This is a genomic window from Coprobacter fastidiosus, assembly GCF_982245605.1.
Genome location: NZ_CEVCIF010000017.1, coordinates 1 through 21,286, shown reverse-complemented (window position 1 = coordinate 21,286; position 21,286 = coordinate 1). Strand labels below are relative to the sequence as shown.

18 protein-coding genes are annotated in these 21,286 nt (G+C 37.5%); 8 read left to right on the top strand and 10 right to left on the bottom strand.

Annotated features, from left to right (window positions below; all coding sequences use genetic code 11):
- Positions 1-97 precede the first annotated feature (97 nt).
- The 6 genes from AC0UMU_RS06060 to AC0UMU_RS06035 form a co-directional block, all read right to left on the bottom strand.
- Positions 98-517: a DUF1893 domain-containing protein gene (locus AC0UMU_RS06060; protein WP_278714057.1), complete on the bottom strand. Its 420-nt coding sequence runs from the start codon at positions 515-517 to the stop codon at positions 98-100.
- On the bottom strand, positions 514-1,920 hold the full coding sequence (locus AC0UMU_RS06055; protein ID WP_278714055.1) for an aldo/keto reductase: 1,407 nt from the start codon (positions 1,918-1,920) through the stop codon (positions 514-516). Before AC0UMU_RS06055 ends, AC0UMU_RS06060 begins: the two co-directional genes overlap by 4 nt.
- A gap of 15 nt (positions 1,921-1,935) precedes the next feature.
- Positions 1,936-3,429: a 4Fe-4S binding protein gene (locus AC0UMU_RS06050; protein ID WP_278714052.1), complete on the bottom strand. Its 1,494-nt coding sequence runs from the start codon at positions 3,427-3,429 to the stop codon at positions 1,936-1,938.
- Between the two features lie 35 nt (positions 3,430-3,464).
- Positions 3,465-4,220, bottom strand: coding sequence for a carboxymuconolactone decarboxylase family protein (locus AC0UMU_RS06045; protein ID WP_278714050.1), 756 nt, complete (start codon positions 4,218-4,220; stop codon positions 3,465-3,467).
- A 303-nt stretch (positions 4,221-4,523) separates the two neighbouring features.
- Positions 4,524-5,873 carry an MATE family efflux transporter gene (locus tag AC0UMU_RS06040; protein ID WP_278714048.1) on the bottom strand — a complete coding sequence of 450 codons (1,350 nt, stop codon included), beginning with the start codon at positions 5,871-5,873 and terminating at the stop codon, positions 4,524-4,526.
- A 273-nt stretch (positions 5,874-6,146) separates the two neighbouring features.
- A complete protein-coding gene (locus tag AC0UMU_RS06035) occupies positions 6,147-7,235 on the bottom strand; it encodes an MBL fold metallo-hydrolase (protein WP_278714046.1) in 1,089 nt (362 codons plus the stop codon).
- 361 nt (positions 7,236-7,596) lie between these two features.
- On the opposite strand from AC0UMU_RS06035, the gene mltG reads away from it, so the two are divergent.
- Positions 7,597-8,664, top strand: a complete 1,068-nt coding sequence (mltG, locus tag AC0UMU_RS06030) for an endolytic transglycosylase MltG (protein WP_022389711.1) — start codon at positions 7,597-7,599, stop codon at positions 8,662-8,664.
- A gap of 1 nt (position 8,665) precedes the next feature.
- Here mltG and AC0UMU_RS06025 read toward each other — a convergent pair whose 3' ends face one another.
- Complete coding sequence (locus tag AC0UMU_RS06025) at positions 8,666-10,201, bottom strand: sulfatase (protein ID WP_278714043.1); 1,536 nt, start codon at positions 10,199-10,201, stop codon at positions 8,666-8,668.
- 261 nt (positions 10,202-10,462) lie between these two features.
- On the opposite strand from AC0UMU_RS06025, the gene AC0UMU_RS06020 reads away from it, so the two are divergent.
- From AC0UMU_RS06020 to AC0UMU_RS06005, 4 genes are all read left to right on the top strand, one after another.
- Complete coding sequence (locus AC0UMU_RS06020) at positions 10,463-12,052, top strand: thiamine pyrophosphate-dependent enzyme (protein WP_278714041.1); 1,590 nt, start codon at positions 10,463-10,465, stop codon at positions 12,050-12,052.
- A 12-nt stretch (positions 12,053-12,064) separates the two neighbouring features.
- Positions 12,065-12,646, top strand: a complete 582-nt coding sequence (locus AC0UMU_RS06015) for an indolepyruvate oxidoreductase subunit beta (RefSeq protein WP_122338311.1) — start codon at positions 12,065-12,067, stop codon at positions 12,644-12,646.
- A 114-nt stretch (positions 12,647-12,760) separates the two neighbouring features.
- On the top strand, positions 12,761-13,444 hold the full coding sequence (locus AC0UMU_RS06010) for a 5'-methylthioadenosine/adenosylhomocysteine nucleosidase (RefSeq protein ID WP_122338310.1): 684 nt from the start codon (positions 12,761-12,763) through the stop codon (positions 13,442-13,444).
- A gap of 8 nt (positions 13,445-13,452) precedes the next feature.
- A complete protein-coding gene (locus tag AC0UMU_RS06005) occupies positions 13,453-13,941 on the top strand; it encodes an S-ribosylhomocysteine lyase (protein ID WP_022599355.1) in 489 nt (162 codons plus the stop codon).
- Between the two features lie 244 nt (positions 13,942-14,185).
- Here the strand turns inward: AC0UMU_RS06005 and AC0UMU_RS06000 are convergent, their stop codons facing one another.
- From AC0UMU_RS06000 to AC0UMU_RS05990, 3 genes are all read right to left on the bottom strand, one after another.
- Entirely contained in the window at positions 14,186-15,226 is a 1,041-nt protein-coding gene (locus AC0UMU_RS06000; RefSeq protein WP_022389713.1) for an AI-2E family transporter, read from the bottom strand.
- A gap of 154 nt (positions 15,227-15,380) precedes the next feature.
- Positions 15,381-17,876: a beta-galactosidase GalB gene (gene galB / locus AC0UMU_RS05995; protein ID WP_278714036.1), complete on the bottom strand. Its 2,496-nt coding sequence runs from the start codon at positions 17,874-17,876 to the stop codon at positions 15,381-15,383.
- A gap of 159 nt (positions 17,877-18,035) precedes the next feature.
- Positions 18,036-18,293 carry a hypothetical protein gene (locus tag AC0UMU_RS05990; protein WP_009316879.1) on the bottom strand — a complete coding sequence of 86 codons (258 nt, stop codon included), beginning with the start codon at positions 18,291-18,293 and terminating at the stop codon, positions 18,036-18,038.
- A 301-nt stretch (positions 18,294-18,594) separates the two neighbouring features.
- On the opposite strand from AC0UMU_RS05990, the gene AC0UMU_RS05985 reads away from it, so the two are divergent.
- The 3 genes from AC0UMU_RS05985 to AC0UMU_RS05975 are packed head-to-tail and all read left to right on the top strand — an operon-like array spanning position 18,595 to position 21,065.
- Positions 18,595-19,137 carry a ferredoxin domain-containing protein gene (locus tag AC0UMU_RS05985; RefSeq protein ID WP_278714033.1) on the top strand — a complete coding sequence of 181 codons (543 nt, stop codon included), beginning with the start codon at positions 18,595-18,597 and terminating at the stop codon, positions 19,135-19,137.
- Positions 19,134-20,165, top strand: coding sequence for an agmatine deiminase family protein (locus AC0UMU_RS05980; protein ID WP_278714031.1), 1,032 nt, complete (start codon positions 19,134-19,136; stop codon positions 20,163-20,165). The genes AC0UMU_RS05985 and AC0UMU_RS05980 overlap by 4 nt, the downstream gene beginning before the upstream one ends.
- 12 nt (positions 20,166-20,177) lie before the next feature.
- A complete protein-coding gene (locus tag AC0UMU_RS05975; RefSeq protein WP_122338308.1) occupies positions 20,178-21,065 on the top strand; it encodes a carbon-nitrogen hydrolase in 888 nt (295 codons plus the stop codon).
- Positions 21,066-21,286: the final 221 nt, after the last annotated feature.

Genomic DNA, 21,286 nt, shown 5'->3' with positions numbered 1-21,286 from the left:
ATTTTTAAATACTTTAATTCAATTATAATTACCTTAAAGACAAGAGTTTTGTTCATCACAAACTCTATTTAATCAGAGTTATAAGAATAATTTTCATTTATTTCACATTCTTTTTCTGCATAAAATCCTGTACAATCCTAAAAGAGGATATTGCAGAAACAGATTTAAAACAAGCTGATTCTAAAGGACACCAGCCGTCTTGATTACGATTTTTGATATAGGGAACTTGACAACCGAAACTTACCTTTACAGACGCATTCCTCAATAGAGACAGAGCCGGCGTACTGATAACATCTGCATGCAACTCTCTTATTTCTCCAAGTATCATCAACGATGCCGCAGCTTTCCCGACAACTTTATCTGCAACCAACGCTCCTTTTAAGAAAGTTCGATCATTAAGTAATAAATCATATAAATCTATAACACCTCTCCGACTAAAAGTCCGTGTTTCATTGAGACCGAATATAACACAAGAATAATTCTCCTTATGTAACAAATTTACAAGAGAGGTCATCATACAACATTTTGTTTTAGCTTTTCTACAAAACTGTCTATTCGATGCAACTCCTCCGGAATATCAATGCCCTGAGGGCAATGATGCGAACATTGGTTACATCCTATACAATGATTTGCCTGCCTTAATTTCGGTACACTGCGATCATATCCCACAAGAAACGCACGACGGGCTTTTCTATAATTTTCCGTTCCTATATTTTCAGGAATATTTCCTTCATTTACACATTTATTATAATGTAACAATACTCCCGGTATATCGATACCATAGGGGCACGGCATACAATATTTACAATCATTACAAGGTACTGTCGGATATTGCATCATAAGTGCGGCCGTTTGTTCTAAAAAATCGAACTCTTCTTCGGTTAAAGGATTTAATGGCGAATATGTCCAAAGATTATCCTGTAAATGTTCCATATAAGTCATACCGCTTAAAACAGTCAGTACTCCAGGAAAAGATCCGGCAAAACGAAATGCCCAAGAAGCGACAGAATCTTCTGGTCGTCTTTGTTTTAGACGCGACACAATATGGTCATGTACATTCGAAAGACGTCCGCCCAATAAAGGCTCCATAATAATTGCCGGAATATTTCTTTTTTGCAGTTCATTATACAGATATTCCGCATTCGTATTTCGAGGATTAATCTCTTTAGCATACTTCCAATCGAGATAATTAAGTTGAATTTGTACAAAATCCCACTTCATCGTGTCATATATCGAAAGCAAATAATCAAAAACCTTAATATCGCCATGATATGAAAATCCGAGATTGCGGATTCTCCCAGCTTCACGTTCCGCTACTAAGAAGTCCAATATACCATTATCGATATAACGTTTTTCAAACTCGTCCATACCATTTCCCATCCCGACTCCGTGAAGCAACATATAGTCTATATAATCTACTTGCAATTCTTTTAACGAATTACGATACATTGCCATAGATGCTTCACGACTCCATGTTTCAGGTGAAAAGTTAGACAATTTTGTCGCAATAAAATAACTATTACGAGGATGACGGCTAAGAGCAATACCCATAGCATGTTCAGACCGGCCTTTGCAATAAGCCGGAGATGTATCAAAATAGTTCACACCATGTTCTATTGCATAATCGGTGAGCCTATTGACCATATCCTGATCAATGTCGTCACTATTGTCCGCTGCACCGCGCTGGGATATTGTCGGCAATCGCATACAGCCATAGCCTAAAAGAGAAACTTTATCTCCCGTTGTCGGAGAAGTCCGATAAGTCATTTTATCTGTAGGTATTTCACCCTCTCCTCTAGCAACAGAACTTCCCGCATTATTTTTACATCCGTAAAATGCGGCTGCCGACACCGCAGCCCCAGTTCCAAAAACTTTAAAAAATTTCCGGCGATCTATACCAGATTTATTATTTTTTTCCATGACCATTCTCTTTAATTAAACGGTTTTATGTATTTCATGCCCTTCTACATAAATAGCACTAAACGGACGGGCAGGACACAAGTTCTCACAAGCACCACATCCGATACAACGCTCAACGTTCACAACCGGAATTTTAGGAGAATCATAACTTTCAGAGTCGGAAGCTACCATTTGTATAGCTCCTGCCGGACAATGACGAGCACAATTTCCACAATCAACACCATCGGTCAAAACTACACAATTTTCTTTTATCCATACAGCATGCCCGATTTGGATAGAAGACTTTTCAGAAACAGAGATGGGACGTATCGCTCCTGCCGGACAAACTTCAGAACATTTTGTACATTCAGGTCGACAATACCCTCGTTCATAAGACATCTCCGGTTGCATCAATGTCATCAGACTGCCTGAAGGCCGTAAAACTTGATTAGGACATACCGAAACACATAACTGACATGCCGTACAATGTTTTGCAAAATTACGAACACTCAACGAACCCGGAGGAGTCAATGCCACCACACGATTTGGAATTTTTTTGTCTTCTATTACTGCCAAACCTCCGTCAACTTTTTTTTCCTGCGCTTTTATAACCGTCGTAGCTGCAAAAAGAGCCGATACCGAAAGGAAATTGCGACGAGCACTATCAATCTGATCTTGAGTTACAACCGGGCTGCTGATTTTATCCTTTACTGCAGACCGCCGCATGTATTTTATCGCTCCATGCCGACATTTATCTAAACAGTCCAGACATACGACGCAACGGCTATAATCTATTTTATGTTTTTTAGAATCAATGCACGCTGCCTTACAATGCCGTGCACACAGCCCGCAGCTATTACATTTAGAAACATCTATTACCGGTTTAAAAAGGGAATATTTAGCAATGGTCCCCAGAAATGTTCCTACCGGACAAATCGTATTGCAATATGTCCGTCCATTCCGCCATGCCAACAAGACTAATACACCGAATGTGATTAAAGCAATGATAAAAGTAGAAAGACTTTTTACCCACACATCTACTTCATAAAAAGCATAACTTTCTGCCCGTTCTGCCAAATAAGCGAACATGTTATTCCCTAATTGGTATAAAGGGGCAAACAAATTAGATACTATCCGGCCATAAGAACTATAAGGAGCCAATAACGCAACGAATGATCCTACTCCTGCCAAAACAGCAATAATAAATACAATCAATATTCCATATCGTAGCCAAGAAAGTGCACGGGAATAGGTATATGGTAACTTTTTCCCTCGCTTTCCGAACCATGCTATTATATCCTGAAATACGCCTAAAGGACAAATTACAGAGCAATAAATACGTCCGAATAACAATGTTAAAAGTAAAAGAGACAATATTACCCCCACATTTAATGCCAATAACGCAGGTAAAAACTGTATTTTGGCAAGCCATCCGAACCAAACATGCAATGTCCCTGTAAAATCAAGAAACAATAATGAAATGAGCGAGAAACAGATTATAGCTACCGACACTCTGACTGTTCGTAACATATCAAAAAATTATTTAGTTTATAAGATGGATTTTTTCATTCCGAAACATCTACCGCTTTTATGATATTAATGGCATTCAGAGCATTTGGAAAACCGATATAAGGGAGACACTGTATCATAGCCGCATATAATGTCTCTTTATTATTGCCTGCCCGCAAATTACCGATCGTATGGGAATAAATCTGATTGCCTGCACCCAACGTCGCCAATATACAAATAGATAATAATTCGCGAGTTTTAATGTCCAAAGCATTACGAGTATAAAAATCGCCAAAACACACTTCCGTCAAAAAACGGGAAACATCCTCCCCCATTCCTTGAGGAAGGGAGTTCAACGCATCTCTTATCTCCGTTCCATATAACGGAGTCTGAATGTCGCTTCCTTTCTCATAACGGTTATATTCGGAGACTGTTCCTTGAGTTTCTAACGGCAAAGCAATCCCTCTCTCCTTAAAAACTTCATTAAGCGTTTCTATTGCATTCAGTGTTCTCGGAAAACCGATAAACGGCGCACATTGATAAACAACCTCACGTAATTCTATCGGAGTAACACCCACATTTAATGCAGCCATAGAATGAGTTTTCAACTGAGGTAAAGTTTGCATTGCGGTTAAAGTGACACAAGTAATCATTTCTCGAGTCTTTATATCAAGGCTACCGGTTTTAAAAACTTCACCGAAAATAAACTTTTGCAAAATATCCATCAATTCCGGATCTGTTCCTTTCCCTGTCAAAGCCTCTCCTCCAAATAACTTTGTATAATTTTCTTTACATAAATCTACTCTATTCATACTTTTTTCAACAAATTTCTCATTTTTGTTTTGTGCTATCACTAATGCTGTAACAAAAAAAACGAATAACAACGATAACAATAATTTCTTCATGTATAAATTTATTATCAATCAACTGTACAAATTTAAATATGATAGCTCAAAAAATCTGTAAACAAATTACAGAGAATATAACCAAAATTACAGATTTACAAAATATTTATTATACCGATCTTTTCATTTTCATTTAGAACCTGTCGTAAATTTTCCGATCAAAACATACCTTCAAACTTTTTGAATTTCTTTTCGGACTGCTCTCTCTAATCAATCATTCTCTTTACGATAATGATAAAACACGATTATAACGACAGTTGTCACAATCTCCGACAAAGGTAAAGCCAGCCATATTCCTTCAATTCCCAATAAGTCGGGTAATATAAGAAAACTCGGAACAAGAAATATAAAACCTCGTAATAAAGCGAACCACGTTGCCGGTCTCGCCCGTTCGACACTCTGGTAGTAACCGACAGCTGTTAAATTAAAAATAAAACATACAAATCCTATTGCAAAATAAGGAAAACCTTCGATTGCTATACGGGCTGCGACATTATCTTTATCAATAAAAAGACCTACCAAAAAATCCGGACAAGCCACAAATACGACCGTTACTACCACGCCACATAAAACCGCCGTTAACAATGCTATTCTTACGGCTTCCGTCACTCGTTTTCTATATCCAAGGCCAAAGTTATAACTGATAATCGGCTGTGCCGACTGAGCAACAGCATTTCCGACCATAAACACAAAAGGAATATAGTAACAAGCAATACCAAATGCTCCTACACCATCGTCACCCAAATAATGCATAAACACCTGATTGCCAACAAACATTAATACCGCTAATGTAGCTTCTCCTAATAAAGCCGAAGAACCTATGCGACATTGATAGCCAATGTTCCTGACAAATAAACGAAAACTCTTTACACTCCACTTCAAAGGATACAGGCGTAACCGACGGGCAAAAAACAACAAATATAAAATAGCAATTATCCCACCCGAAATAATACTTATAGATGTTGCTAAAGCAGCACCCATTACTCCCCAACCGAAAGGAAAGATAAAAATCCAGTCAAGTACGACATTAATTACCGCTGTTACAAGACTACAAAACATCGCCAGTTTCGGTGCTCCGTCAAGACGGATAATAAACAAAGAAACAGCAATCCAAATTTGAAATATCCACGATGGTACAAACCAAAGCAAATAGTCTGTTACCATAGGGCGTAGATGTTCCGAAGCACCGAGTAAATAAGCCGTATCATCTGGAAATATCATCATTAAAAACGAAAGTAACGCTGCAATAATGGTAACAAAAAATAAAGCTTGCGTCACATTAATACGTGCCGTATTTTGTTTGCCTCGAGATAAATGTATAGAAGCGACAACCGAACAACCAGCACCGACCATCAATCCGACTCCGGTAAAGAACATCAATACCGGAATTAAAATATTAATAGCCGCAATGCCATCGCTGCCTACACCATGTCCGACAAATATACCGTCTATTGCCGTCACAGCAGACATACTCAACATGCCTAATAAAGTAGGGATGAAATACCTTCTGAATAAAGTAAACACATTTACTGTTTTCAAATCAATCGCATCTCTTTTCATAATATAGTAATTTTTACATTGTTGTTTACCTTCTCCTAAACAAAAAATACCGGATAAGTTGATTGGTTTTACCCAGTCATCTTATCCGGCATTCACTTGCCTCCGATGAGGATTACAAAACGCTCATTGGTTCTATTTTCGAGTGCGAAGATGGGTCAAATCTTTAAAATATTCAAATATCCCGACATTATTTTATAAGCATATTTACACTCTGTTCATATAGATAATTCAAAACAAGTCATTAAACAGTACTACTAAGAGCCAGTATATAAATCACTCATGCCAATTTACAACTTCTCCGATACGAGGTATCAAAACATCCAATGAATCTGCTTGCATATTTCGAGCATTTTTCAACGGCTCGTCCCAACGATGCTTCGATAACGCATATTTAGAATGGTGTACAGTCAATATTTTTTTTGCTTTTAAATCTTTTGCCGCACGAGACATATATTGCGGCATTAAATGAATATATTTCCAATCATCACTATATTGCCCATTTTCCAAAATCGCAAGATCTATATCCGGGAAACGTTCACCTATAACTTCAAAACGCGAATCATATCCACCGTCTCCTCCTATATAAATTTTTTGAGAAGGAGTTTCCAATAAAAATGAAGCCCATAACGTTCGATTCGGAGTAAGTCCCCGCCCCGAAAAATGGCGGGCAGGCAAACAATGGACTGTCAACCCGGGATCGAGAGATTCATTCTCATTCCAATCGAGCTCTACGATCTTCTTTTTATCAAATTTCCAATATTCAAAATGTTCTCCGACACCTAAAGCACAAATGACTTTCCCAATGCGAGGCCTCAATTCAACAATCGTTTTATAGTCTAAATGATCCCAATGATCATGTGTTATAATTAAATAATCGATATCCGGCATATCTTCAGGATAATAGACATCAGTTCCTTTAAAAGGTTTATTGATAAACGAAACAGGAGACGCGACATAGAAAACCGGATCGACAAGTATTCGTTTTCCTTCTAACTGCATGAAATAGGAAGAATGTCCAAACCAAATCAAAAAATCCGAATCTCTCTTTATATGCCGAATATCTGATTTGACGACCTGCAATGCCGCATCCGGTCTCAGTCCCGGATCTTTCTTAAAAAGAAAATTTATAAAACTCTTAATCCGATTTTCATCATTCGTCAACATCGGAGTTACACATTCATTTTTAAACTCTCCGTCCTTAAAATTAGGAGAACGTTCAATCCTAACCAATCGTTCCCCTCGCGGTAATCGTCCAAAGCTCGGTTGATTAAGGAACAAACAAACAAGAGCAAACAATACTATAATAACCGCCAATACTACCAATATCACCATAGCAATCTTACTTTTTTTCAAGATTTTCATACATCTATATTCATTTTCGAAACAAAAATACTTTGATTTGTGAATTTAAAAAGTACATAAATTACGGCTATTCATACCTTAATCACTGTTAGTAAGAATCTGTTTAAATTTTCCGATAAAAATTCTTTAAGTTTCTCTTCGGTAGGTATCTCCGTCTCTATACATAACACAACCCGCTACACTCCTTATCTTAACAATAAAATCCCCAAAAACAGTTTTCCCAAGAACGTTTGTACAGAATTTAACAATCTATTAGAACGAACTCTAATATTATTTTACAATCAGTAAAAACAACATTTCTATTAAATACTTATCTTTGCCGACGCTCTCAAATTTTACAAATGCCTTTTAATTTATAAATATGGCAACAAAGATATCAAGACGGAAGAAAAAAAAAACATCCGGATCTAAAAAAAATATTCTGTACATCATTACAGCCGTAGCTGCAATATTTCTTATCGGTATCGGTGTTATATTCAAACGGTATGTATTAGATAAAGTCACAGATACTTCATTTTTTATATACATCGATGAAAACAGTTCTCTCGATAGTGTTAGCGAAGACCTTCAAAAATATTTAGAAAAAAGTGATGTCAACAAAATAAGACGACTCTCTAAATTAAATGGATATACTCCATGGAATAAACCCGGAGCATATCGAATAGATCCGGAAATGAATGCAATCCGTATTTATCGTAAACTCTCTACCGGAAGCCAAACTCCGATAAGATTTACTTTTAACAATATTCGTACGAAAGATGATCTTGCCGAGACTATCGATAAACAACTAAAAATGGATAAACAGGAAGTCCTCGAATTATTAAACGATTCGGCTTTTTGTACGGACATGGGATTCGATACATATACGATACCGGTACTTTTTCTTCCCGATTCCTATGAAGTTTACTGGACCATTGCACCTCGCAAACTAATGGAAAAAATGCGTCAAGAATATGACAGGTTCTGGACTGATGACCGTAGAATGCTTGCAACACAAATCGGTATCACTCCGATCGAAGTATCGACTTTAGCTTCAATCGTAGAAGAAGAAACTAAAGTTCCGGACGAAATGAATATGGTAGCCGGACTATATTTAAACCGTTTAAAAAAAGGGATGCCTCTGCAAGCCGATCCCACTGTAAAATATGCAGTAGGAGATTTTTCGATACGGCGTATTCTCCATGAACACCTAACAGTCAACTCACCATATAACACATACAAAAATACCGGATTACCTCCCGGTCCTATACGCATTCCTTCAAAAGCCGCAATAAAAGCAGTTCTGAATTATCGTCACCATCCGTTTATATATATGTGCGCCAAGGAAGATTTTTCAGGACGGCACAATTTTGCGACAACATACGCAGAGCACCAAAATAATGCGATAAAATATCATAAAGCCCTAAACAAACGTAATATATTAAAATAAGCTATTCATCAGGATAACCGCACGGTATACCAGAAACTTTGTAAACAGGCATATTGGCTTTTGTTTCACGTAAACGATTGCTTAGGTCTTTAGAAAGGTTCTCTTTTATTTTATCATAAAGAGGATTTTCACTCAAATCATGTTTTTCACTGATATCATTCGCTAAATTATATAATTCTGTGCATCGTGTTTCATAATCAAATAATAACTTCCAATCTCCCTTTATAATAGCACTTGCCGGACGTCCGGCATCATCTGCCCGTTCTCCCCAATCGTTCGGATAATGAAAATAAAGTGCCCTGTTTTTTTCTACCGCTCCTGATCTCAACAGTTTTACCATGCTGACTCCATCAACCCGCTGAGGAACAGAATAATTTTTTATCTGCGCCATATCAAGTAACGTTGGAAAAAAATCTTCGATAATCACATTAGAGCGATTAACACTATTCGGTTGAGTTACTCCCGGCCAACAAATTAACATCGGCTCTCGAATTCCTCCTTCATAAAGGCTACCTTTTCCCGACCGTAAAGGAGCATTTCTGTTCGGCTCACGGTACGATGAAGAATACCCTCCATTATCAGACATGAAAATAATAATGGTACTTTCGGCAATCCCTTTTTCCTCAAATAAATCCATCATATCTCCTAAACTTTTATCCATTCCTTCTATCAAAGAGGCATATTGTGCTTCACGATCGCACATCCCCTTTTTTATATACTTATCATAAAAACGCATATCTTTCTCGAACGGAGCATGAACGGCATAATGAGATAAATACATAAAAAACGGGCGGTCCGATTCTAATGCCCGATTTACTAATTTTTTTGCCTCCATAGTCAAAGCTTCGGTAAGAAATATGTTTTCTTTACAATAATAATCTATCTTAGGCATCGGTACTTGCCATATCTCCGCATCTTCTCGATCAGCTCCATATCCCCGACATCCTGAATAACTCCCCATCGCTCCGGCTGCATGTCCCCCTATATTGACATCAAAACCACAAGTCAACGGATCAGCAGCCGTGGTTGTTCGAGAAGCAAAATGGGCTTTACCTACAATATAAGTCTGGTAACCGTTTTCTTTCAGAATCTGGGGTAACATTTTAGCATAAAACATGTGGGAATAATTTTGAGCGACAGCGTTTGACGGACATATTCCATTCCAATTCCACTCAAAATCAAAATATTCATTATTTCCATCGGTAGGAGTATCATAATGCAATGTCCAGTTCGAAACTTTATGCTGCAAAACATTCGCCCCCGTCATAAGGCTGCATCTTGAAGGCGAGCTAACCGATGCCGCATAAGCATTCGTAAACTTCACACCCATTCTTGCAAGTCGCTCCATATTAGGAGTTTCATATAAATTATTAAAAAGAGTTTTTTCATCAGCAAAAGGCACCGATGTATCTTGCCATCCCATATCATCTACCATAAAAAAAAGAATATTAGGTTGTTTAGTTGCAGACAACGACACAATAGGTTGCAATAACGAAAAGAAAGAAATCCCGGTACAGGCTAAACTTTTAAATTTCATAGTATCACATTTTTTAGATTTTAATCTTGAAGTTCCAAATTCAAAACAAACTCTGCTTTTCCTAAAAACATATCATTGTTCCGAACACAGAATGATTTACGAAAATATGTAAATTCATCCGATAATACAATATTTCGATAAATATTTTCTTATATTTGCAACTAAATCATAACAAAAAGAATCTTCACAGGATTATCAGATATCTTTTTGAAAGAAACACACATAAATTTACAAGTCTAATAACCGTCAAAGTATAAAAGAATGAACAAACATCTATTTTTAGGAGACGAAGCTATTGCCCAAGGCGCACTCGATGCAGGTCTTTCGGGAGTTTATGCATATCCCGGTACTCCTTCTACCGAAATAACCGAATATATACAAATTTCTCCTGAAGCAAAAAACAATACGATACATACCCGCTGGTGTACGAATGAAAAAACCGCTATGGAAGCAGCTTTGGGTATGTCTTATATAGGTAAACGGGCGTTAGTTTGTATGAAACATGTCGGAATGAACGTTGCCGCCGATGCGTTTATCAATGCCGGAATGACCGGAGTCAATGGTGGACTCATTGTCGTAGCGGCAGATGATCCGTCCATGCATTCATCCCAAAATGAACAAGATTCTCGTTTTTATGGAAACTTTGCATTTGTTCCGATGTTCGAGCCTTCCAACCAACAAGAAGCATACGACATGATGGCAGCAGGGTTCGGTCTATCTGAAAAATTCAAAATTCCGGTGTTATTGAGAATTACCACCCGACTGGCACATTCTCGTGCAGGTGTAACGACAACATTGAAAATAAAGGATCAAAACGAGATTTCGTTTCCTGATAATACCGGACAATTTATCTTATTACCTGCAAACTCCAGACGTCGTTTCAGAATGTTGTTAAACGAACAAAAAGACTTTACAGAAGCGTCTGAAAACTCATCTTTCAACCGTTATATCGATGGTCCGAACAAAAAAATGGGAATCATCGCCTGCGGTATAGCCTATAATTATTTAATGGAGAATTACCCTGAGGGATGCGATTATCCGGTTGTCAAACTATCTCAATATCCGTTACCGTTGAAAATGTTACAAAAATTATTCGACACATGTGATGAGATATTGGTTTTGGAAGATGGGTATGCATTCGTTGAGGAAAAAATAAAAGGTATTATTCCGTCTAAAATAATAAAAGGGAAACTTGACGGAACACTGAATCGTGACGGAGAATTAAATCCCGATCGTGTAGCAAAAGCTTTAGGACTGAAATCAGGTGCAGAGTTTGAAATACCGAATATTGTAGCCATGCGTCCACCAGCTCTTTGTCAAGGATGTGGACACCGTGATATGTATGAAGCGCTCAATAATGTAGCCAAAACATATAAAAATGCCCGGATATTCAGCGATATAGGATGTTATACATTAGGAGCGTTACCGCCTTTCAGAGCTATACATTCATGTGTAGATATGGGAGCATCCATCACTATGGCTAAAGGTGCCGCTGACGGAGGATTATTTCCGGCTATTGCCGTAATCGGGGACTCGACATTCACGCACTCGGGAATTACCGGATTACTTGACTGCGTCAATGAAAATGCAAACGTCACGATCGTCATATCCGATAATGAAACTACTGCCATGACCGGAGGACAAGATTCTGCCGGAACAGGGAAAATAGAGGCTATATGCAAAGGTATAGGCGTTGCTCCGGAACACATTCGCGTACTGATTCCTCTAAAAAAGAATATGGAAGAAATGGAACGGACTATACGGGAAGAAATAGAATATAAGGGTGTTTCGGTATTAATTCCTCGTCGAGAATGTATCCAGACTTTAAGTAGAAAAAAACGTCAAAAATAAAATCCGACAAATATGAAAACAGATATAATTCTTTCGGGTGTAGGCGGTCAAGGTATTCTATCTATCGCTGCAGTAATCGGTGAAGCCGCTATACATAACGGACTATATATGAAACAAGCTGAAGTTCACGGCATGAGTCAACGAGGAGGCGACGTACAATCTAATTTACGTATTTCGGATAAACCCATAGCATCAGACCTAATTCCTTTAGGGAAAGCAGATCTCATCATTTCTCTCGAACCGATGGAGGCTTTACGTTATCTTCCGTATCTTGCCAAAGACGGTTGGATTGTAACTAATTCAACACCGTTCATCAATATCCCGAACTATCCAGAACCGGAAGATGTCATAAAAGAAATTAATAAAATGCCCCATAAAATCATTTTAGACGTAGATACGATTGCAAAAGAAAGCGGTTCGCCCAGAACAGCCAATATAGTCATGTTAGGTGCAGCTTCTCCATTTTTAGGTATCCCCTACGAACAAATAGAAACCGGAATACGGGACATATTCGGACGTAAAGGCGAGAATATAGTAGAAATGAATCTTAAGGCATTGGAGGCCGGTAGAAAAATTGCGGATCAGTTGAAATGATCAATAAATATTGACAATAAAAAGCGTGTTTATCCTATTTATTAGGGAGAGACACGCTTTCAATTTTATATTATCCCATACAAATCGTATATTTGCCGATAAATAAAAATAAAAATGACAATAGGAATTATAGTTGCCATGCTATCGGAATTAGCATGTATAAAAGATTTGCTTACCGACTGTCGGGAAGAATCGAACGAAGGAGCAATTTTTTATATAGGAAAACGAGGAAATCATACTCTCATTTTAACACAAAGCGGCATAGGCAAAGTCTGCTCTGCGACAAGAACTCTGAATATGATATATCATTATCATCCAGACTGTATATTGAATACAGGTGTTGCCGGAGGTATAGATATATCGACCCAAGTTTTTGACATCGTAACCGGGAAAGAAATCGTTTATCACGATGTATGGTGCGGAGAAGAAAACGAACCTGGACAAATTCCTGAATATCCCGCCCGTTTCTATTCCGATCCCGAACTGCTGGAAAAAGCCTTATCTCTACAAACGTCAACACGAATATACAGCGGTCTAATATGTAGCGGGGATCAATTTATTACCACCCGTAAAGAATTAGACAAAATAAAAGCTACTTTTCCAAACGGTCTTGCTGTAGATATGGAATCAGCTTCTATTGCACATGTTTGTTACATGAATAAAATACCGTTCTTGAGTTTCCGCATCATCAGCGATACTCCCGGAATAGAAGACCATACGACTCAATACAATCGCTTTTGGGAAGAAGCTCCTCAAAAATCATTCGAAATAATAAAACAATTAATCGATATATTATAAAAACAATTATGAAAAAAATACCCAGCTTTACAATAGATCATATCCATTTATTACGCGGCATTTATGTTTCACGAAAAGACTATATAGGAAATCACACGATAACTACATTCGATATACGAATGAAAGAACCGAACCGTGAACCGGCACTCGGATATGGAGCTTTACACACAATCGAGCATCTGGCTGCAACTTATTTAAGAAACCACAATATATGGGGAGAGAAAATCGTATTTTGGGGACCCATGGGATGCTGTACTGGAAATTATTTTTTGGTACAAGGAGATTTAGAATCAAAAGATATTGTCGAACTTATGCGTGAAACATTTCGGTTTATACGAGACTTCGAAGGCAAAATTCCGGGAGCTGCACCTCAAGATTGTGGAAATTACTTGTTACACGATCTTCCGATGGCCAAATATGAAGCAGATAAATATTTGAAAGAGGTTCTGGATATTATAGAAGAAAAAAATCTTGTATATCCGAGTATTAAAGAATAACAGATCATATATATAGAAGACTTACGAACGGTATTCTCTAAATCCTCAAAGGCTCGGAATGGCAACACAGATTTTTTGAAAAAAACTCGTAAAACTGCTTACAAATGAGTTATAGGATCGGCCGCTGCGATATCCAATATCGTTCATCCGACAAATAAAGACGGATAAACAGACTGAAAAGAGACTTAAAAATAGAAACAAAAGGCCCTCTCTTTTCCAATTCTTAATCATCTGGACGATTTGTCTATAATCTCTTTATATGTGTTCTCGAAGAAGAATTGTTATTCTCTAAATATTCACGCTTAAAAATATCGGCACAAAGGAGGAATATAGATAACAATAGCGGACCGAAAATAACTCCCATAAAGCCAAATAACGGAAGACCTATAATAACTCCAAATATTGTTATCAACGGATGTATATCTGCCATTTTTTTCTGAATAACAAAACGTATCAGATTATCGACATGTGTAATAATAAGTGCTGCATAAATCAATAACCCTACGGCATCCCACCAATCTCCTATAATGGCAAAATAAATAACTAAAGGTACCCAAATCAATGCCGTACCGATGATAGGAATCACTGTCGCAAAGCATGTCAATATTCCCCACAATAATAAGTCGGGAACATTGAATATATAATATCCCAACATGGCTACTGCTCCCTGTATCACAGCTAATAAAGGAATACCTATGGCATTGGATTTTACTACCATATTTACATCATGCAAAATTGTCAATTTATTCTTTTCTGTAAAAGGGAGTATATCCATTATATAATTTTCCATTTTGTCATTTCCCAATAACATGAAATAAAGGACAAAAATCAAAACAAAAATATTCAGTGCCAAACTTGTAATTCCTCCCATTAACATCTGACCGACTTGAGGAGCCCATGATATTACAGATTTTAAATTATCTGTATTCAAAATATCATAACCTATCTTTTGCTTTATCAATACGGATATTTGTTCTACCGGTGCAAGTACCACCTGAGGATCAAGATTGATATGCTGCACTTTCATTATCAAAAACCAAACAACGAGAGAGATCGGGATCAAAAAACAAAGTACGGTTTCCATGATTAAAAGAAATGCGGCAATAGAACGTTTCATCTTTCTTTTTTCAACAAGATGTTTCATCTGATTTCTAATCAATGTATATATAGTGCATGCTCCTAACAAACCACCTAAAAAAGGAATAAGTTCGAAAAAAATAACAATGCCCAAACCCAGAATCAGTATAATAATCGAATACTTAAAATATTGTTCTTTTAAACTCATAATCTAACCGCAGTTTCTAAATTCCCGATCTATATTTAACGGTTTAACAAGGCGAATGTTTAGAAATAGATAAGAAAAAAAATATTATAATAATATCCAGCATAAAAAAGTCTGACTTTATTCAGCCAGACTTTTCTTCTTAATATTTATAGTTTTATTCGCTTATCAACTTAATAGACGCGCTTTTTATTCCGGGTGATGATGCTTCAAAAATAATTGTACCGGCCTTCGATATTGTTTGCACAATTGCAGTCAACTGACCGCTGAAAAGTTTCATCTCCGGTTTCTGAAATGACTCGAGACTTGCCGGATTACCGTTTGCCGCAGCACGGAAAACGCCAGCACCTTTTACCTTGAATTTAATTTTTGACGTAGCATCCGGACATAAGTTTCCATCTTTATCTACAACCTTTACATTAATAAAAGATAGATCTTCTCCATCTGCCGCCAAACGATCTCGATCTGCCGTTAGCACTAAATGGTGTGGTTTCCCTGCCGTATGTACTTCTTTTTCGGCAACAGCTTTTCCTTCATTATCATAAGCAACCACTTTAACCGTTCCCGGTTCATAACGAGTATCCATCCACATTAACCGATATCGTTTCTGCCGTTCGAAACTTTTTTGAGCGGCATCTGTATAAGTACTGTCTATACCGATACTCAGGTCTTTTGTTCTTTTCCCCTGACTCTTTCCATTAATGAATAATTCGGCCGAAGGATAATTAGTATATACAAATACCGGCGTGATTTCTCCCTCACGTCCTTTCCACGTCCAATGAGGCAATATATGTAAAGTCTCTTCTTCCCTATTCCAATGACTCCGATAAAGATAAAAACGGTCTTTGGGAATACCTGCCAAATCTATAATTCCGAAAAGAGAACTATGGCTAGGCCAATCTGTATAATAAGGAGTCGGTTCTCCCAAATAATCGAAACCTGTCCAAACGAATTCTCCTATACAATAAGGAAGATCTTCATGTTGTATAAAGTCATCTTCCGGAAGGTTAGACCAACCGCAATGCTCTACATCATAAGACGAACTTTGATGGTCTTCATAGCGCTGCATCGCTTTCCGTTCTACCGGAAATTTATATATACCTCGAGAGCTGACCGTCGAAGCAGTCTCACTTCCTAAAATAATTCCCTGAGGTAATTTTTTATAATTAATCTGATAACGGAAAGGACGATAATTAAATCCGGCAACATCCATTACTGCAGCGAAATTATTATTCACTACCGCATCAGGAGCATCCATACCTTGAGTTACCGGGCGAGACGGATCTTCCCGATGGCAAATGTCCTGCAACCACTTAGCAATTTTACAATCACCTTCTGTCCATTGATTAGGGACTTCATTGCCAATGCACCACATAACTACACTCGGATTATTGCGATAATGCCATATCAAATTTACCAAATCTTTTTCCGCCCATTCATCAAAAAAAAGATTATACCCGTTTTTACATTTAGGTGTATTCCATTCATCGAAACTTTCTACCATAAGCATCATGCCCATTTCATCACAAGCTTTTACTAATTCTGGTGCCGGCATGTTATGAGAAGTTCTTATCGCATTACATCCCATATCTTTTAACAATCGTATCTGACGACGAATAGCTGCATCATTCACTGCTGCTCCTAACGGACCTAAATCATGATGATTGCAAACGCCTTTAAAAACAGTCTTTTCTCCATTCAGAAAAAATCCTTTCTCCGGAATTATTTCTATCGAACGAATTCCGAATGGAGTCTCATACTGGTCTTTCAATATATTTCTTTCGTATAAAAGAGTCTTAGCTGTATATAAAACCGGCTGATCAGGAGACCATAAAACAGGATTCTTAATAATTATTTCTTGTGAAATGTCTCCATACGGTAAAGATGTAAGCGAAGTCTTTGTTTTCTGTACTTCTTTATGCGACGAATCAAAAATAATAGTTTCTATCGTATAAAGTTCCGGATCAGCATTTTCCGGCAAACAGACTTTTGTACGGATATTAACTTTTGCAAAATCTTTATGAATAACCGGAGTAGTTATATAAGTACCCCAAATCGGAATGTATGCATCTGACGTTGTTATAATATGAACATTTCGATACAACCCTGCCCCAGGATACCAACGGGACGATTCCGGTAAATTCTCTAAACGAACGGCCAATACATTTTTCTTGCCTGAAACCAAATAGGGAGAAATATTGAAATAAAACGAATTGTAGCCGTTAGGCCACTCTCCGACTTTCTGTCCATTAATATAAACATTCGCCTGACTCATTGCACCATCGAATAAAATAAAAGACTGTCTATCTGGAGCGAAATCGGGAAGTTCAAATTCGATTCTATACCAGCCTACTCCGACAAAAGGTAAACCTCCAGTCCTACCGGCATGTTCCAGCGCTTCCTTTTGCCCATCTTGTGTAATCGCTACATTTTGCTTATCATTTTGAGAGCTGAACGGACCGTATATAGCCCAATCATGAGGAACGACTACAGGCTGCCATGCACGATCGTCAAAATCAGGATCGACAAACTCCGGATTATCGTCTCGGGTAAATTTCCATCCCTCCTTTAACAAAACTTCATTTCTAATTTGAGAAAAACAAATGAGATTAAATCCAAATAAAAAGATAAGAATGCACCAATTACGTTTCATAGTATTTTGATTTTTCATAGTTTCGTATGCAAAAATAGCACACTTCTCATTTATTTTATTACACAAAAGCTGTATATTAATAATTATATAGATTTTACTATAATAATTAAGATAATATACAGCCTTTATTTATCCGACCTAATCGGTCAATAGTCTAAATCAGCTATCATATCCATCATATTCTTCTTTATTCGGGAATATACTATCCCATATAGAATCATCACCCTCTATATATTCTTGATAAAATACTCCAAAACCTTTTTTCTCGGAACATCCCATAGCAGCACACCATTCTTCGTATGATTTTTTTAACTCTTCATCTTCATCCATCATCAATTTCAATTCATCAAAAGCGGCGTCTTGTTCACGATATTTTTTAATCAAACTTTCAAATAATTCTTCAATATCTCCATCCATAATACAAGAGTTTAAGCAATTTCTCAATTTGTTAACCGTATCATAAGATTCTCAAATATAAAATTTTTTTTCGAAAATCTCTATCACAAATAACACAATTTCACCATATATAGTTTTAGTCTTTTGTATAAGTCAAACAATAATCTCAATTTTTTGTTTTATTTCAATTAAAACTAAGAGCCTGTCTAAAAACAAATGAGAATTTCATTTTGTTTCGTATTTGAAAAAAGCAAAAATAAAAATTACATTTTACAAAAGAGTTTCATTACCTTTGTCGATACCTAAAAACTATAAAAGTATTATGATTATTGACGAAAGGATATCGAGACAGTCTTACATGCTGGATGCGGCCAAGCAGATAATGACAGCTGCCCGTACCGCTCCTAAAGGGAAAGGTATAGATATTCTCGAGATTATAACGATTACCGAACGGGAAATAGAAATACTTTCTCAAGAAATGAAAAAACTTTCAGAAGAAACCGGTCTGAAGTTTTTAATGCGTGATTCGGAAAATATTCTTTCAGCCGATGCCTTGATACTTATCGGAACAAAAGAACAAAAACAGGCTCTAAATTGCGGGTATTGCGGCTTTCCCACATGTGCGGAAAAACCACAAAACACACCATGTGCCATTAATTCTATGGACGTAGGTATCGCTATCGGATCAGCTTGCTCAAAAGCATCCGACCTAAGAGTAGACAGCAGAGTAATGTTTTCTGCCGGATGGGCTGCTCAGCGAATCGGTTGGATGAAAGGATGCCATCAAATTATCGGTATCCCGATCAGTGTATCTTCTAAAAATCCTTTTTTTGACAGAAAACCTAAAGAAACAGAAACAAAGTGAAGCAAAATTTCTATTTACCTGCCGAATGGGAAGAACAATCGGGGGTGCAACTGACATGGCCTCATGCGGGAACAGATTGGGCACATATGTTAAAAGAAGTCCAATCTTGTTTTATAGAAATCGCTAAAGAAATTTCTAAAAGAGAAAAACTTCTGATCGTCGCACCCGATGTTGAAAATGTAAAGAAACAAATTTGCAAAAAAATAAATACAGATAATATTCGTTTTTTCGAATGTGAAACAAACGATACTTGGGCTCGAGATCATGGAGGAATTTCTATTCTGGATAAAAACGGCAATGCAGGAATTATCGACTTTAAATTCAACGGTTGGGGATTGAAATTCGCAGCTAATAAAGACAATCTTATTACCGGGGAAATTTTTCAGTCCCAATTATTTAATGCCCAATATATAAATTGTCTGAATTTCGTTATCGAAGGAGGATCTATCGAATCGGACGGAAAAGGAACTTTGCTCACTACAAGCGAATGCTTGTTATCTCCTAACCGCAACGGAGCATGGAACAAAGATCAGATAGAACAATATTTGAAAGAAAATTTGGGAATATCCCGAATCTTGTGGTTAGACCATGGCTTTTTAGAAGGAGACGATACCGACAGCCATATCGATACATTAGCTCGATTTTGCCCGAATGATACAATTGCTTATATACAATGCAATGATCCGAAAGACCATCATTATAAAGCATTAAAAGATATGGAGTCACAACTGCAAAGCTTTCGGACACAAGACAACAGACCTTTCAGACTCTTGCCCTTACCTATGGCTGATGAAATCGTATTCGACAATGAAAGGCTGCCTGCTACGTATGCTAATTTTTTAATCATAAACGGTGCTGTTCTATACCCAACTTATAACCAGCCGATAAATGACAGCCGGACTGCTGAAATATTGACAACAGCTTTTCCTGAACGTCAAATTATCGGGATAGACTGCCGTGCTTTAATCAAGCAGCACGGATCTTTACATTGTGTAACCATGCAATACCCGAAAAACGTAATAAAATAATAAAAGCATATTATGGAGAAAAAAATAAAAGTCGGACTTATTCAACAGTCCAACACAAATGACATACATGCAAATATGCAACAGTTAAAGGCCAATATAGAAGATTGTGCTTCAAAAGGAGCTCAACTCGTTGTATTACAAGAATTGCATAACAGCCTTTATTTTTGTCAAACAGAAGATACTCGATTATTCGACCTTGCCGAAAGCATTCCTGGCCCATCTACCCGTTTTTTCGGAGATATAGCACGATCACTTGAAATCGTACTGGTCACATCTTTATTTGAAAAAAGGGCTCCTGGATTATATCACAATACGGCAGTCGTATTCGACACAGACGGGAATATTGCCGGAAAATACAGAAAAATGCATATTCCCGATGACCCGGCATATTATGAAAAATTCTATTTCACTCCGGGAGATCTCGGTTTTGAGCCGATACAGACATCAATAGGAAAACTCGGAGTATTGGTTTGCTGGGATCAATGGTATCCAGAAGCTGCCCGCCTTATGGCGCTAAAAGGAGCAGATATTCTTATCTATCCGACTGCAATCGGTTGGGAAAGCAGTGATACTGAAGATGAAAAAAATCGACAGCGAGATGCATGGATCATATCGCAGCGAGGACATGCGGTAGCCAATGGACTACCCGTAGTTTCTGTAAATCGTACAGGCTATGAGCCAGATCCATCAGGTCAAACCGGAGGTATCCGGTTCTGGGGAAGCAGTTTCGTCGCCGGACCACAAGGTGAGTTCTTAGCTCAGGCATCCGACAGTCAAGAAGAAAATCTCATTGTCGAAATAGACCTGAACCGATCAGAAAATGTTCGCCGCTGGTGGCCTTTCTTAAGAGATCGAAGAATCGATGAGTATGGAAACATAATTAAACGTTTTATCGATTAATACGAATTTTATCTTTCTCATCAGATATCATGCCCTGCCGATGCCATAATGGTTTTGGTTTCGACAGGGTATTTTATGATTTATAAAAATACCGCTTGGTACGCACCAATCGAATTATATCCTCCTCTTTCTCATCATACGCGCCATTATACAACAAACTTTAATCCCTTAATTCCGCAACACATATTGTTAGAAATAAATTTAAAATACTGAGTAATAAT